10 protein-coding genes are annotated in these 13,963 nt (G+C 71.1%); 8 read left to right on the top strand and 2 right to left on the bottom strand.

Annotated features, from left to right (window positions below; all coding sequences use genetic code 11):
* The first annotated feature begins 18 nt into the window (after positions 1-18).
* Positions 19-1,356: a DUF2252 domain-containing protein gene (locus ABT078_RS06645; RefSeq protein WP_351224522.1), complete on the top strand. Its 1,338-nt coding sequence runs from the start codon at positions 19-21 to the stop codon at positions 1,354-1,356.
* A gap of 58 nt (positions 1,357-1,414) precedes the next feature.
* Positions 1,415-2,980 carry a phytoene desaturase family protein gene (locus ABT078_RS06640; protein WP_351224520.1) on the top strand — a complete coding sequence of 522 codons (1,566 nt, stop codon included), beginning with the start codon at positions 1,415-1,417 and terminating at the stop codon, positions 2,978-2,980.
* Between the two features lie 100 nt (positions 2,981-3,080).
* On the opposite strand, the gene ABT078_RS06635 is transcribed toward ABT078_RS06640, so the two are convergent.
* The gene (locus tag ABT078_RS06635; RefSeq protein ID WP_351224518.1) at positions 3,081-4,424 is read right to left on the bottom strand and encodes an ROK family transcriptional regulator; all 1,344 of its coding nucleotides are present in this window, start codon (positions 4,422-4,424) and stop codon (positions 3,081-3,083) included.
* A 150-nt stretch (positions 4,425-4,574) separates the two neighbouring features.
* On the opposite strand from ABT078_RS06635, the gene ABT078_RS06630 reads away from it, so the two are divergent.
* The 4 genes from ABT078_RS06630 to ABT078_RS06615 are packed head-to-tail and all read left to right on the top strand — an operon-like array spanning position 4,575 to position 9,186.
* Positions 4,575-5,885: an ABC transporter substrate-binding protein gene (locus ABT078_RS06630; RefSeq protein ID WP_351224516.1), complete on the top strand. Its 1,311-nt coding sequence runs from the start codon at positions 4,575-4,577 to the stop codon at positions 5,883-5,885.
* Positions 5,886-5,904: 19 nt separating this feature from the next.
* Positions 5,905-6,918, top strand: a complete 1,014-nt coding sequence (locus ABT078_RS06625) for a carbohydrate ABC transporter permease (protein ID WP_351224514.1) — start codon at positions 5,905-5,907, stop codon at positions 6,916-6,918.
* On the top strand, positions 6,911-7,786 hold the full coding sequence (locus ABT078_RS06620) for a carbohydrate ABC transporter permease (RefSeq protein WP_351224512.1): 876 nt from the start codon (positions 6,911-6,913) through the stop codon (positions 7,784-7,786). The genes ABT078_RS06625 and ABT078_RS06620 overlap by 8 nt, the downstream gene beginning before the upstream one ends.
* A gap of 35 nt (positions 7,787-7,821) precedes the next feature.
* The gene (locus ABT078_RS06615; protein ID WP_351224510.1) at positions 7,822-9,186 is read left to right on the top strand and encodes a GH1 family beta-glucosidase; all 1,365 of its coding nucleotides are present in this window, start codon (positions 7,822-7,824) and stop codon (positions 9,184-9,186) included.
* Positions 9,187-9,308: 122 nt separating this feature from the next.
* Here ABT078_RS06615 and ABT078_RS06610 read toward each other — a convergent pair whose 3' ends face one another.
* Entirely contained in the window at positions 9,309-11,102 is a 1,794-nt protein-coding gene (locus tag ABT078_RS06610) for a serine hydrolase domain-containing protein (protein ID WP_351224508.1), read from the bottom strand.
* 150 nt (positions 11,103-11,252) lie between these two features.
* Here ABT078_RS06610 and ABT078_RS06605 point away from each other — a divergent pair, with 150 nt between their 5' ends.
* Positions 11,253-12,362 carry an NAD(P)H-dependent flavin oxidoreductase gene (locus ABT078_RS06605; protein WP_351224506.1) on the top strand — a complete coding sequence of 370 codons (1,110 nt, stop codon included), beginning with the start codon at positions 11,253-11,255 and terminating at the stop codon, positions 12,360-12,362.
* On the top strand, positions 12,359-13,954 hold the full coding sequence (locus ABT078_RS06600) for an acyl-CoA synthetase (protein WP_502981169.1): 1,596 nt from the start codon (positions 12,359-12,361) through the stop codon (positions 13,952-13,954). Before ABT078_RS06605 ends, ABT078_RS06600 begins: the two co-directional genes overlap by 4 nt.
* The last annotated feature ends 9 nt before the right edge of the window (positions 13,955-13,963 follow it).

Below are 13,963 nucleotides of genomic sequence, written 5' to 3'. Positions count from 1 at the left end.
GCCCGCAGACTGGGCAGCATGACGGACCCGGCCGAACAGGCGCGGCGCGGTCGTGCCGCACGCAAGCAGGTGCCCCGGTCCGCGCACGGGCGCTGGATCCCTGCCGCGGACCGGGCCGACCCGCTGCGGATCCTCGAGGAGCAGGCCAGGCCCCGTGTTCCGGAGCTCGTGCCGATCCGCTACGGCCGGATGGCGGTGTCCCCGTTCCCGTATCTGCGCGGCGCGCCAGCCGTGATCGCTGCCGATCTCGCCGCACTGCCGCACACCGGTCTCACGGTTCAGCTCTGCGGCGACGCCCATCTGCTCAACTTCGGGGCCTACGCCGCCCCGGACCGTGAACTCGTCTTCGACCTCAACGACTTCGACGAGACCCTTCCGGGTCCGTTCGAATGGGATGTGAAGCGGCTGGTCGCCAGCGTCGCCGTCGCTTCCCTCGACAATGGCCATTCCGAGGGGAAGGCCTGGCGGGCCGCCCTGTCCGCGGCGGCGTCGTACAGGACGACGATGCGGCGCCTCGCGGGCCTCGGCGAGCTCGATGTCTGGTACGAACGGATCGGTGTCGAGGACATCCTCCCGCTCGTCCGGACACTCGGGCGTGCACACTTCGAGGCCCAGATCGCCAAGGCCCGCCGCCGTACCAGTCTGCACGCCCTGGAGAAGCTGACCGAGACGGTGGAAGGCCGCCGACGCATCGTCTACGACCCGCCGCTGCTCGAAGCGCTCGACCTGCCCGACGCCGCGGCCGTGCGGAAGATCCTCAGCGACTACCGCTCCACCCTGCCGGAGGAGCGGCGGGTGCTGCTGGACCGCTTCCGGTTCGTCGAAGCGGCCCGCAAGGTCGTCGGTGTCGGCAGCGTCGGCACGCGCTGCTTCATCGTGCTGCTGATCGGCCGGGACGACCGGGATCCGCTGTTTCTGCAGATCAAGGAGGCCCAGCGGTCCGTTCTCGAACCCCATCTGCCGGCGTCGGCGTACAAGCACCAGGGCCAGCGGGTCGTCGCGGGGCAGAAGCTGCTCCAGGCGGCGAGCGACATTTTCCTGGGCTGGGTGAGCGGCCCGGCCGGCCGTCACTTCTACTGGCGGCAGCTGCGCGACATGAAGGGCTCGGCGGACGTCGCCGACATGTCCCCGGTCGTGCTGAGCGACTACGCCGCACTGTGCGGCTGGGCCCTGGCGCGGGCTCACGCCCGGTCGGGGGAGCGGATCGCCATCGCCGCGTACCTCGGCGGGTCCGACGCGTTCGACCGGGCCATGGCCGACTTCGCGGCGGCCTACGCGGACCGGACCGTCGCCGACCACGCGGCACTGAGGGCGGCGATCGCCTCCGGCGATGTGACGGCCGTGCTCGACGTCTGACGAGTGGTCCTCCGCCGTCGCCCCTGGCCCGCGCGGTGATCGCGTGCTACGAAGAGGCATGCCAGTAGCCGAAGCGTTCTCCCGACCCGTGTACGACGCCGTCATCGTGGGCGGTGGTCACAACGGACTCGTCGCCGCCGCCTATCTTGCCAGGGCGGGGCGTTCCGTCCTCGTCCTGGAGCGTCTCGGGAACACGGGGGGAGCGGCCGTCTCCACCCGCCCGTTCGCCGGGGTCGACGCCCGACTCTCCCGGTACTCGTACCTCGTCTCCCTCCTGCCCGACGCGATCGTCCACGATCTCGGGCTGCGTTTCGCCGTGCGGAAGCGGACCGTCTCCTCGTACACGCCGACCGTGCGGGGCGGGCGGCCCACGGGTCTGCTGGTGGGCGGCGGGACGGACCGCACCCGTGAGTCGTTCGAGCGGCTCACCGGGTCGGACCGGGAGTACGCGTCCTGGCTGAGGTTCTACGAGCGGACCCGGCAGGCCGCCGAGCGGGTCTTCCCGACGCTGACGGGGCCGCTGCCGACGCGTGAGGAGCTGCGGGCCAGGGTCGGGGACGAGGAGACCTGGCGGATGCTGTTCGAGGAGCCGATCGGGGTCGCCGTCGAGGAGAACTTCGACGACGACCTGGTCCGCGGAGTGGTCCTGACCGACGCGCTGATCGGCACCTTCGCCGATGCCCATGACCCCTCACTGGTGCAGAACCGCTGCTTCCTCTACCACGTCGTCGGCGGCGGCACCGGCGACTGGGACGTGCCCGTCGGCGGCATGGGTGCGCTGACCGACGCGCTCGCCGACGCGGCGCGCGCCGCGGGCGCGGAGATCGTGACCGGCCACGAGGCCATCCGGATCGACACGGACGGCGATGCCGCGGAGGTCGTGTTCCGGACGGAGGACGGGGAGGGCACGGTCGCCGCGCGGAAGGTTCTGGTGAACGCCTCACCGCAGGCCCTGTCCGCGCTGCTGGGCGAGGAGCCCCCGGCCCCGGCGGAAGGCGCCCAGCTCAAGGTCAACATGCTGCTGCGCCGTCTGCCCCGGTTGCGCGACCGCGCCGTCGACCCGCGCCAGGCGTTCTCCGGCACCTTCCACATCGCCGAGGGGTACGGCCAGTTGGCGACCGCGTACGCCCAGGCCGCCGCCGGACGTCTTCCCGAGGCACCGCCGTCGGAGATCTACTGCCACTCGCTGACCGATCCGTCCATCCTCGCCCCGGAGCTCGTCGCCCAGGGCTACCAGACCCTGACGCTCTTCGGCCTCCACACCCCGGCCCGTCTCTTCACCGACGCCCCCGACGCGACCCGGGACGCCCTCCTCAAGGCCACCCTCGCCGAACTCGATGCCCACCTGGACGAGCCGATCGCGGACTGCCTGGCCCTCGACGAGGCCGGACAGCCCTGCATCGAGGCGAAGACCCCGCTGGACCTGGAACGAGACCTCCGGCTTCCCGGCGGGCACATCTTCCACCGCGATCTGGCCTTCCCCTACGCGGACGACTCGACGGGCCGCTGGGGCGTCGAGACCGCCCACCCGAATGTGCTGCTCTGCGGCGCGGGCGCCGTGCGCGGTGGCGGCGTGAGCGGCATCCCGGGCCACAACGCGGCGATGGCGGTGCTGGGTCGCTGAGAGAAACCCGCATGCGTGCGTGCGCCGGCCGTGGCCCCGGCGGGCCGTCGACACCTGCAGGCGACCGTCGGCAGGCCGGCCCGACGGCATCGCTCGCAGGTCAGTCCGCGGCGACCCCGCCGTGGGATACGCGTGCCGCCGCCAGCCGTCTGCCGGTGCGTGCGGCGGGCGCCGCGCTCTCCTGCGCGAGCGGTTCCTCCGGCGTGGCCGGCCGGGTTCCACCGGTCGCGAAGAAGGCGGCCAGCGGTAGCGTCGCCGCGCCGACGGTGACCGCGTCCGGACCGAGCCGGCCCAGCTCGATCGTGGCGTGCCCGGCCGGGTGGCGCAGCGCGTAGGAGGTGGCGTACTCCCGTACGGCGGGCAGCAGATGGGGTCCGAGCTGGAGTCCCGCCCAGCCGCCGATCAGGATGCGTTCGGGGGCGCAGAGGTTGATGAGGTCCGAGAGGCCGGCACCGAGGTACTCGGCCGTCTCGTCGAGCAGTCCACGCGCGACCGGGTCGGGGTCCGCACCGCCCGGCGGGTACGCGGCGGAGATCAGCGCGGCGATCCCGGACTCCTCGTCGGTGTCGTCGGTGACGGGTCCGCCCGCCTCGCGCCAGCGCTCCAGCACCGCCTCGGCGCCGACATATGCCTCGAGGCAGCCCCGTGCGCCGCACCGGCAGCCGCGGCCGCGCAGCGCCATGGTGCTGTGCCCCCACTCGGCGGCGCTGCTGTGCGCGCCCCCGTACAGCCGCCCGTCGCTGACGATGCAGGCGCCGACGCCGGATCCGAGCAGCACGACCACGGCGTCCCGCGCGCCCCGTCCGCCGCCGAACCACATCTCGGCCTGCCCGAGCGTGCGGGCACCGTTGTCGATGAAGTACCGGGCCCCGCCGAGCGGTTCGGCGCGCGAGCGGAGCAACTCCTCCAGCGGTACGGCCCTCCAGCCGATGGTCTGGCCGTGCACAACAGCGCCCGCCGGGGAGGCGCGGTCCACGATGCCGGGGACGCCGACGCCGACGCCGAGCAGCCGGTCCGGGGGTACCTCGGCGCCCGAGAGGACGGCCGCCATTCCGTCGCGGATGTGGTTCACGACGCGGTCGACGTCGTAGTGGCGTGGCGACAACGGCATGTCGGCTCGGGCCAGTTCGGTCAGTGCCAGGTCGAACAGTTCGACCCTGACCCGGGTCTCCCCGACGTCCACGCCGATCAGCCGGCCACCGTCCGGGGCGACGCGCAGCAGGGTGCGGGGGCGGCCGCCGTCCGATTCGACGCTCCCGGCCTCCTCCAGCAGCCCGTCGCCGACGAGTTCGCCGACGACATTGCTGACGGAGCCTGAACTCAGGCCGGTCGACGGCACGAGCTCCTGGCGGCTCAACGGCCCGTCGAAATACAACCGTTGCAATACGGCGCTGCGGCTGGCGCGCCGCAGGTCGCGCACGGTCCGCTTGGTGGACTCGGCCATGTGTCTCCCTTCCGGTGCGGAACCTACCCCTGCGGCACATCTTGACGCACCCTTCTCTCAGGTCTTAACTCACGTCCTGAAATAAGCCGTGAGGCTGTTCAGGGACTGAACACAACCATCATCCGGACCCCCTGGAAGGGGCGACCTGCCATGCGCAGATTCCGAGCCGCAGCGGCCCTCGCCACGGTCACCGCACTCGCCGCCGTCACGGGCTGCGGAGGCGGGACCGATCCCGACGCCGGTGGCAACAGCTCACCGAAGACCCTCACCTACTGGGCCTCCAACCAGGGCCCGGACATCGAGGCGGACAAGAAGATCCTCGAACCGGAACTGAAGAAGTTCGAGGAGAGGACCGGCATCAAGGTCACGCTCGAAGTCGTCCCCTGGTCCGACCTCCTGAACCGCATCCTCGCCGCCACCACGTCCGGTCAGGGCCCCGACGTGCTGAACATCGGCAACACCTGGTCCGCCTCGCTCCAGGCCACCGGCGCGCTGCTGCCGTGGGACGAGGCCCACTTCGACAAGATCGGCGGCAAGGACCGCTTCGTCGCCTCCGCGCTCGGCTCGGCCGGCGCACCCGGCCAGGACCCGGCCGCCGTCCCGCTGTACTCGATGGCGTACGCGCTCTACTACAACAAGCAGATGTTCCAGGAGGCCGGCATCGAGAAGCCGCCCGCCACCTGGGACGAGCTCGTCGCCGCCGGCAAGAGGATCTCCAAGGACGGGAAGTGGGCCCTCGGCGCCGAGGGCGGCAACCTCTCCAACAACATCCACCAGGCGTTCGTGCTCTCGCAGCAGCACGGCGGCGCCTTCTTCGACGACGCGGGCAAACCGACCTTCGACACGCCCGAGAACGTCGCCGCCCTGAAGCAGTACGTCGACTTCATGGCCAAGGACAAGATCGTCGCGCCCGGCAACGCCGAGTACGCCCAGAACCAGTCCCTCCAGGACTTCGCCAAGGACAAGACGGCGATGGTGCTGTGGCAGAGCGCGGCCACCTCCTTCAAGGCCCACGGCATGAACCCGGACGAGTGGGGCGTCGCCCCGGTGCCCGTGCCCTCGGGCGTCCCCGGCACCGGGGCGCAGACCAACTCCATGGTCGCCGGCATCAACATGGCCGTCTTCAAGAACAGCAAGAACCTCGACGGCGCGGTCGAGTTCGTGGAGTTCATGACGAGCGACGAGGAGAACACGCTCCTCAACAAGACGTACGGCTCCATCCCGCCCGTCAAGGCCGCCCAGCAGAACGCCGCGTTCGCCGCACCCGACCTCGCCGTGCTGCGCGACACCCTCGCCAAGAGCGCGACGCCCCTGCCGCAGGTCCCCGCCGAGTCGCAGTTCGAGACGGCGGTCGGTACGGCCATCAAGGCGCTCTTCGCCGACGCGGCCGCCGGCCGACCCGTGACGGACGAGTCCGTCAAGGCCGCCCTGGCCAAGGCCCAGCAGCAGATGCCGCGATGAGCGCGGGGGAACGACGAACGTGACGACCGCCGCCAAGGACCCCGTCCGCGGCCAGGCGCCGCCGGGCCGCCGCACACCGCGGCCCGGCGCGGTCGCCGCACGGCGACCGCGCCGCCCGCCGGGCCGGCTGCGCCGCATCGGCCTCCCGTACCTCCTGCTGCTGCCCGCGCTCGCCCTGGAACTCCTCATCCACCTCGTGCCGATGGTCATCGGCATCGTGATGAGCTTCCGCGAACTGACCCAGTTCCACATCCGCGACTGGAGTGCCGCCCCCTGGGCCGGCCTCGACAACTACCGGCTCTCCGTCGACGTCGACGGACCCGCCGGCCAGGCACTGCTGCACTCGTTCCTCGTCACATGCCTGTTCACCGTGCTCACCGTCGGGCTGTGCTGGCTGCTCGGCACCGCCGCCGCGATCTGCATGCAGGACCGCTTCCGGGGCCGGGGCCTGCTGCGCGCGCTCTTCCTCACCCCGTACGCCCTGCCGGTCTACGCCGCCGTGATCACCTGGGCGTTCATGTTCCAGCGCGACAACGGCATGGTGAACCACGTCCTGCACGACCAGCTCGGCCTCAGCGGCGACCGGCCCTTCTGGCTGATCGGCGACAACAGCTTCACGGCACTGGTGATCGTCGCCGTCTGGAAGAGCTGGCCGTTCGCGTTCCTCATCGTCACCGCCGCCCTCCAGGCCGTCCCCCGGGAGCTGTACGAGGCGGCGGCGATCGACGGTGCCGGGATGATCCAGCAGATCCGCCGGATCACCCTGCCCTCGCTGCGCTCCGTCAACCAGGTCCTCGTCCTCGTGCTGTTCCTGTGGACGTTCAACGACTTCAACACGCCCTACGTGCTGTTCGGCCGCGCGGCACCCGAAGCGGCGGACCTGATCTCGATCCACATCTACCAGTCGTCCTTCGTCACCTGGAACTTCGGCACCGGTTCGGCCATGTCCGTCCTGCTGCTGCTGTTCCTGCTGCTCGTCACCGGGATCTATCTCTTCGCGACCTCGCGCCGAAGGAGGACCGCAGATGGCTGACCCCCGGGCCGCGGCCCGTCGTTCACCGACCGCACCGCCCCGCTCCTTCCAGTGGATCAGGGCGGTCTTCCTCGGCCTGCTCACGGTCTTCGTGCTGCTGCCCGTGTACGTCATGGTGAGCAGCTCGCTCAAGCCGCTCCAGGACGTCTCGGACGAGTTCCGCTGGCTGCCGAGCACACTGACGATCCGTCCCTACATCGACATCTGGCAGACGGTCCCGCTCGCACGGTACTTCGTGAACTCGCTCATCGTGGCGGGCGCCGCGACCGTCTGCTCGGTCGTCGTCGCCGTCTTCGCGGCGTACGCGGTCAGCCGCTACCGCTTCCGCGGCAAGCGCGCGTTCACCGTGACCGTCCTGTCGACCCAGATGTTCCCCGGCATCCTTTTCCTGCTGCCACTGTTCCTGATCTTCGTCAACATCGGCAACACGACGGGAGTGGCGCTGTACGGATCGCGCGGCGGCCTGATCCTCACCTACCTCACGTTCTCGCTGCCGTTCTCCATCTGGATGCTGATCGGTTACTTCGACTCCGTGCCGCGCGAACTCGACGAAGCGGCGCTGGTCGACGGGTGCGGACCGCTGCGCGCGCTGTTCCGGGTCGTCGTGCCCGCAGCCACGCCCGGCATCGTCGCCGTTGCCATCTACGCGTTCATGACGGCCTGGGGCGAAGTGCTCTTCGCGTCCGTGATGACGAACGACACCACCCGCACCCTCGCCGTCGGGCTGCAGGGCTACTCGACCCTCTTCGATGTCTACTGGAACCAGGTCATGGCCGCGTCCCTCGTCGTCAGCGTGCCCGTCGTCGCCGGATTCCTGCTGCTCCAGCGTTATCTCGTGGCCGGATTCACCGCCGGAGCCGTCAAGTGACCCCACCCCGGACGACCACACCCGAGAGGAACTCCGTGTCCGACCCGAACGAACCCGGCTCCCTGCCCGACGACTTCGCCTGGGGCGTCGCCACCTCGGCGTACCAGATCGAGGGAGCCGTCACGGAGGACGGCCGCACCCCCTCCATCTGGGACACGTTCTCGCACACTCCCGGCGCCGTCGACAACGGCGACCACGGCGACGTCGCCTGCGACCACTACCACCGCTGGCCCGAGGACATCGCCCTCATGAAGGAACTGGGCATCACGGACTACCGGTTCTCGATCGCCTGGCCGCGCGTCGTCCCCGGCGGCGACGGGCCGGCCAACCCCGCCGGGCTCGACTTCTACGAGCGCCTCACCGACGGCCTGCTCGACGCCGGCATCACCCCGCACGCCACCCTCTACCACTGGGACCTGCCCCAGGTGCTGCAGGACCGCGGCGGCTGGCCCGCCCGCGACACCGCCGAGCACTTCGCCGCCTACGCGTCCGTCGTCGCCGGAGCGCTCGGCGACCGCATCACCCGGTGGTGCACGCTCAACGAGCCGCTCTGCTCCGCCTGGATCGGCCACCTGGAAGGCAGAATGGCCCCCGGCCTGACCGACATCCGGGCCGCCGTCCCCGCCTCGTACCATCTGCTCCTCGGCCACGGGCTCGCCGCCCAGGCCGTCCGCGCCGCGTCGCCCGGCGCGCGCGTGGGCATCGTCAACAACCTCAGCACCGTCGAGCCGGCCGGCGGTTCCGATGCCGACGTCGAGGCGGCGCGCCGCATGGACGGCCACACGAACCGCTGGTGGCTCGACCCCGTCCACGGACGCGGTTTCCCCGCCGACATGCTCGAGGTGTACGGCGTCGGACTCCCCGAGCGCCCGGGGGATGCCGCCACCATCGCGCAGCCGCTGGACTGGCTCGGCCTCAACTACTACTTCCCGATGACCGTGACGGCCGATCCCTCCGGCCCGCCGCCGTTCGTGCGGCAGGTGCGCCGCCCCGGCGTCCCCCGGACCGGCATGGACTGGGAGATCGACGCCCGCGGCCTGGAGAGCCTGTTGGTGCGCCTCACCGACGAGTACGGGGCACGCGAGCTGTACGTCACCGAGAACGGCTCGGCCTACCCCGATGTCGTCGGCGCCGACGGCCAGGTGCACGACCCGGAGCGCACCGCCTATCTGGACCAGCACCTGGCCGCCTGTGCCCGTGCCGTACGCCGGGGGGCACCGCTCGCCGGGTACTTCGCATGGTCGCTGCTCGACAACTTCGAGTGGGCGTACGGCTACGACAAGCGGTTCGGGCTCGTCCATGTCGACTACGGGACCCAGAAGCGCACGGTCAAGGGCAGCGGCCGGCACTACGCCGACGTCATCCGTCGCCACGGACACGCGAGCCGCCGCGTCGTGTGACAGGACACCGCCCCGGACGACGTCTGCCGTGTCGTCCGGGGCGTGTCACGCCGTCCTGCCGTCAGGCGGTCACGCCGTCGCTCCTCACGCACCCGCGCGGCCCGGTGGCCGGTGCGGCCCCGTCAGTCCGCGGAGGCCGTCCACCCCACCGCCTCGATCCGCCCCGCATCGCCAGGGCGCCGCTCGTCGAAGAGGACCCGGGTGCCGTCCTCGACGCGCAGGCCGTCCACGTACACCCCCCGCCCCACATAGAGCTGGTCCGTCGTGTAGCGCCACCGCAGCCGGACCGGCCGGCCGCGCCAGGGGACCAGGGACGCGTCGAGGCGGTGCCACGCGCGCCCGGACCAGCCGGTGGCCGACCCCGCCGGATGGAGCTCGGACTGCCCCTCGCGCACGGTCGTGAAGGGCACCGGCTGCCAGGTGGCGCCCGCATCCGAGGAGGCCTCCAGGAACACCTTGTCCGAGCCGGGCTCGGTGTCCCACCACAGCGAGCAGCACAGACCCGCGCGGTCGCTCTCCGGGGTGACCTCCGGCAGAGCGAGCGTGGCCGTCGTGGCGCCGGCCATCCCGGAGAACCAGGCCGTGCGGCCCCGCTCCGGGCGCACGGCGACGGCACGCGCCATGTTGGTCGCCGCGGCGACCCGTGGCGCGCTGCCGGAGCGCCAGCTGCGCACCGGGTGGACGGAGTTGCCGAGGACGACGAGGAACGAGTCGGTCGACGGGTCGAGCACCAGGCTCGTGCCGGTGAATCCGGTGTGCCCCGCCGTACGCGGAGTGGCCATCGCGCCCATGTACCAGTGCTGGTAGAGCTCGAAGCCGAGGCCGTGCTCGTCACCGGGGAACGCGGTGTTGAAGTCGGTGAACATCAGCTCCACCGACTCCTCCGACAGGATCCTGGCCCGCCCGTAGGCCCCGCCGTTGAGCAGCGTCCGTGCCAGCACGGCCAGGTCCCAGGCGCACGAGAACACCCCTGCGTGGCCCGCGACCCCGCCGAACCCGTACGCGTTCTCGTCGTGCACCTCACCCCACACGAGGCCTCTCTCCAGCCCGGACCACGGCAGTCGCGCGTCCTCGGTCGCGGCGATCTTCGGCTTCCACGAGGGCGGCGGATTGAAGCGCGTGCGATCCATCCCGAGCGGGGCCGTGATCCCGTCGTGGAGCAGCCGCTCCAGACCGAGCCCGGTGATCTTCTCCAGGACCAGCTGCAGCGAGATCAGATTGAGGTCGGAGTAGAGGTACTTGGTGCCGGGCGGGTTCGCCGGCGCCTCGTTCCACAGCAGGCGCAGCTGCCCGTCCCGCGTCGGCTCCTTGTACAGCGGTATCCACGCCCGGAACCCCGACGTGTGCGTGAGCAGCTGCCGTACGGTGATGTCCTGCTTGCCCGCCGCCCCGAACTCCGGCAGATACGCGGCGACCCTCTCCTCCAGCTCCAGCGCGCCCCGCTCGATCTGCTGGACGGCCAGGATCGACGTGAACAACTTGGACACCGAGGCGAGATCGAAGACGGTGTCCTCGGCCATCGGGATCTGCTGCTCGGCCGGGAACTCGACGCCCGTGTCGGTCGCCTGGTCGTACGCCGCATACCGCACCGCCATGCCGATGGGACGGTGCAGGGCCACCGTCCCGCCACGGCCCGCGAGCAGTACGGCGCCGGCGTACCAGGGGTGCTTGGGGGAGGGGGACAGGTACTTCTCGGCGTCCGCGACCAGCTTGTCGAGGTGCGCGGCGATGAGCCCCGCCCGCTCGGGAGAGCCGCGCCGCAGCGTCGTACGTCCATGGCGGGATCCCGGTCCTGGGACCGCCGCCGCTGCGGCGCCGCCCGGAAGCGGTCCGATCACCAGCGCACCTCCCAGTGCCAGCATCCCGCCGCCGAGCCGGCGACGGCTGATCCCTCTGCCCGCCGAGGCCTCCGTCATACCTCACCCTCCCTGAAAGAATCCTTCGGAAATCGCGCAACACATGAAACTTTCTTACCAAGGTGAAGAGGCGTCAAGACCCGGCAGAAATCTGACACTGCATCAGAAAATCTCTTCCCTCGGCCGTTCCGCTGCGGCATCCTGCCGCCCATGGAGACGGAGCTGAGCAAGAAACTGGGAGTCGAGCACGCCATCTTCGGCTTCACGCCGTTCCCCGCGGTCGCCGCCGCCATCACCAGAGCGGGCGGCTTCGGCGTCCTCGGCGCGGTCCGCTACACCGCACCCGACGACCTCGCCCGCGACCTCGACTGGATGCAGGAGCACACCGACGGAAAGCCGTACGGTCTGGACGTCGTCATGCCCGCCAAGAAGGTCGAAGGCGTCACGGAGGCCGATGTCGAGGCAATGATCCCCGAAGGACACCGCCGGTTCGTCGAGGAGACCCTCGCCAAGCACGGCGTACCGGCACTCCCCGAGGGCGAGGCAGCGGGCTGGCGGATCACCGGCTGGATGGAGCAGGTCGCCCGCGGCCAGCTCGACGTCGCCTTCGACCACCCGATCAAGCTCCTCGCCAACGCCCTGGGCTCCCCGCCCCCCGACGTCGTCCAGCGCGCCCACGACCACGGCATCCTCGTCGCCGCCCTCGCGGGCAGCGCCAAGCACGCACGCCGCCACGCCGAGGCGGGCATCGACATCGTCGTCGCGCAAGGCTATGAGGCGGGCGGTCACACCGGCGACATCGCCTCCATGGTGCTCACCCCCGAGGCTGTCGACGCCGTCGCGCCCCTGCCGGTACTCGCCGCCGGAGGTATCGGCAGCGGCGAGCAGATCGCCGCCGGGCTCGCCCTAGGAGCCCAGGGAGTCTGGCTCGGCTCGGTCTGGCTCACCACGACCGAGGCCGACCTCCACTCGCGCGCCCTCACCGCGAAGCTGCTCGCCGCCGGCTCCGGCGACACCGTCCGGTCCCGCGCCCTGACCGGCAAACCGGCCCGCCAACTGCGCACCGAGTGGACCGAAGCGTGGGAGGACCCGAACGGCCCCGGCGCCCTGCCGATGCCCCTCCAGGGCCTGCTCGTCGCAGAGGCCGTCTCCCGGATCCAGAAGTACGAGATCGAACCGCTGCTCGGCACACCCGTCGGCCAGATCGTCGGCCGCATGAACGCCGAACGCAGCGTCCAGCAGGTCTTCGACGACCTCACCAGTGGCTTCGAACGTGCCATGGACCGCCTGAACCGCATCGCCGGAAGGAGCCAGTCGTGAGCGGACGGCCGAGCAGCGGACAGCCGACCAGTGGGCAGTCCACCGGCGGACAGCCCAACGGCTTCTGGGTGCAGGCGACGGCCGACCCCGACCGCACGGTCCTGATCGCCCCCGACGGCGAGGAGTGGACCGCCGGCCGGCTGCACGCCGACGTCAACCGGCTCGTCCACGGACTGCGCGCGGCGGGCCTCGAGCGGGGTGACGCCTTCGCCGTCGTCCTCCCCAACGGTGTCGAGTTCTTCACCGCGTATCTCGCCGCGTCCCAGGCCGGGTTCTATCTCGTCCCCGTCAACCACCACCTCGTCGGCCCCGAGATCGCCTGGATCGTCGCCGACTCCGGCGCCAAGGTCCTCATCGCCCACGAACGCTTCGCCGCCGCGGCCACCGCCGCCGCCGGCGAGGCGAAGCTGCCCACGAGCCACCGCTACGCCGTCGGCGGGATCGACGGCTTCCGCCCGTATGCCGAACTCCTCGACGGACAGCCCGACTCGGTGCCCGGCGAGCGCACCCTCGGCTGGGTCATGAACTACACGTCCGGCACCACCGGCCGACCGCGCGGCATCCGCCGCCCGCTGCCCGGCAAGCTCCCCGAGGAGACCCACCTCGGCGGCTTCCTCGGCATCTTCGGCATCAGGCCCTTCGACGACAACGTCCATCTCGTCTGCTCGCCGCTCTACCACACCGCCGTGCTGCAGTTCGCGGGCGCGTCCCTGCACATCGGCCACCGGCTGGTGCTGATGGACAAATGGTCGCCGCAGGAGATGCTGAGGCTGATCGACACCTACGCCTGCACGCACACGCACATGGTTCCCACCCAGTTCCACCGGCTCCTCGCGCTGCCGGAGGAGGTACGGGCGGGGTACGACGTCTCGTCGATGCGGCACGCCATCCACGGCGCCGCGCCCTGCCCCGACCACGTCAAGCGGGCGATGATCGAGTGGTGGGGCAACTGCGTCGAGGAGTACTACGCGGCCAGCGAGGGCGGCGGCGCCTTCGCCACCGCCGAGGACTGGCTCAAGAAGCCCGGCACGGTCGGCAAGGCTTGGCCCATCAGCGAACTCGCGATCTTCGACGACGACGGCAACCGGCTGCCGCCCGGCGAACTCGGCACCGTCTACATGAAGATGTCGACCGGCGGCTTCAGTTACCACAAGGACGAGGCCAAGACGCGGAAGAACCGCATCGGCGACTTCTTCACCGTCGGCGACCTGGGCGTGCTCGACGAGGACGGCTACCTCTTCCTCCGCGACCGCAAGATCGACATGATCATCTCGGGCGGTGTCAACATCTATCCCGCCGAGATCGAGGCCGCACTCCTCGCCCACCCCGCGGTCGCCGACGCCGCGGCCTTCGGCATCCCGCACAGCGAATGGGGCGAGGAGGTCAAGGCCGTGGTCGAACCGGCCGCGGGCCGGATCCCGGGCCCGGACCTCGCCGCGGTGATCCTCGACCACTGCGCGGCCAGGCTGGCCGGCTACAAGCGCCCGAAGAGCGTCGACTTCATCGACGCCATGCCCCGCGACCCGAACGGCAAGCTCTACAAGCGCCGCCTGCGCGACCCGTACTGGGAGGGCCACGACCGCCCGTTGTGATCCTCAGTC

The sequence above is a fragment of the Streptomyces sp. NPDC002133 genome (genome assembly GCF_040296405.1).
In the GTDB taxonomy this organism is placed as follows: Bacteria; Actinomycetota; Actinomycetes; order Streptomycetales; family Streptomycetaceae; genus Streptomyces.
This window is presented reverse-complemented; position numbering and strand designations above follow the sequence as displayed.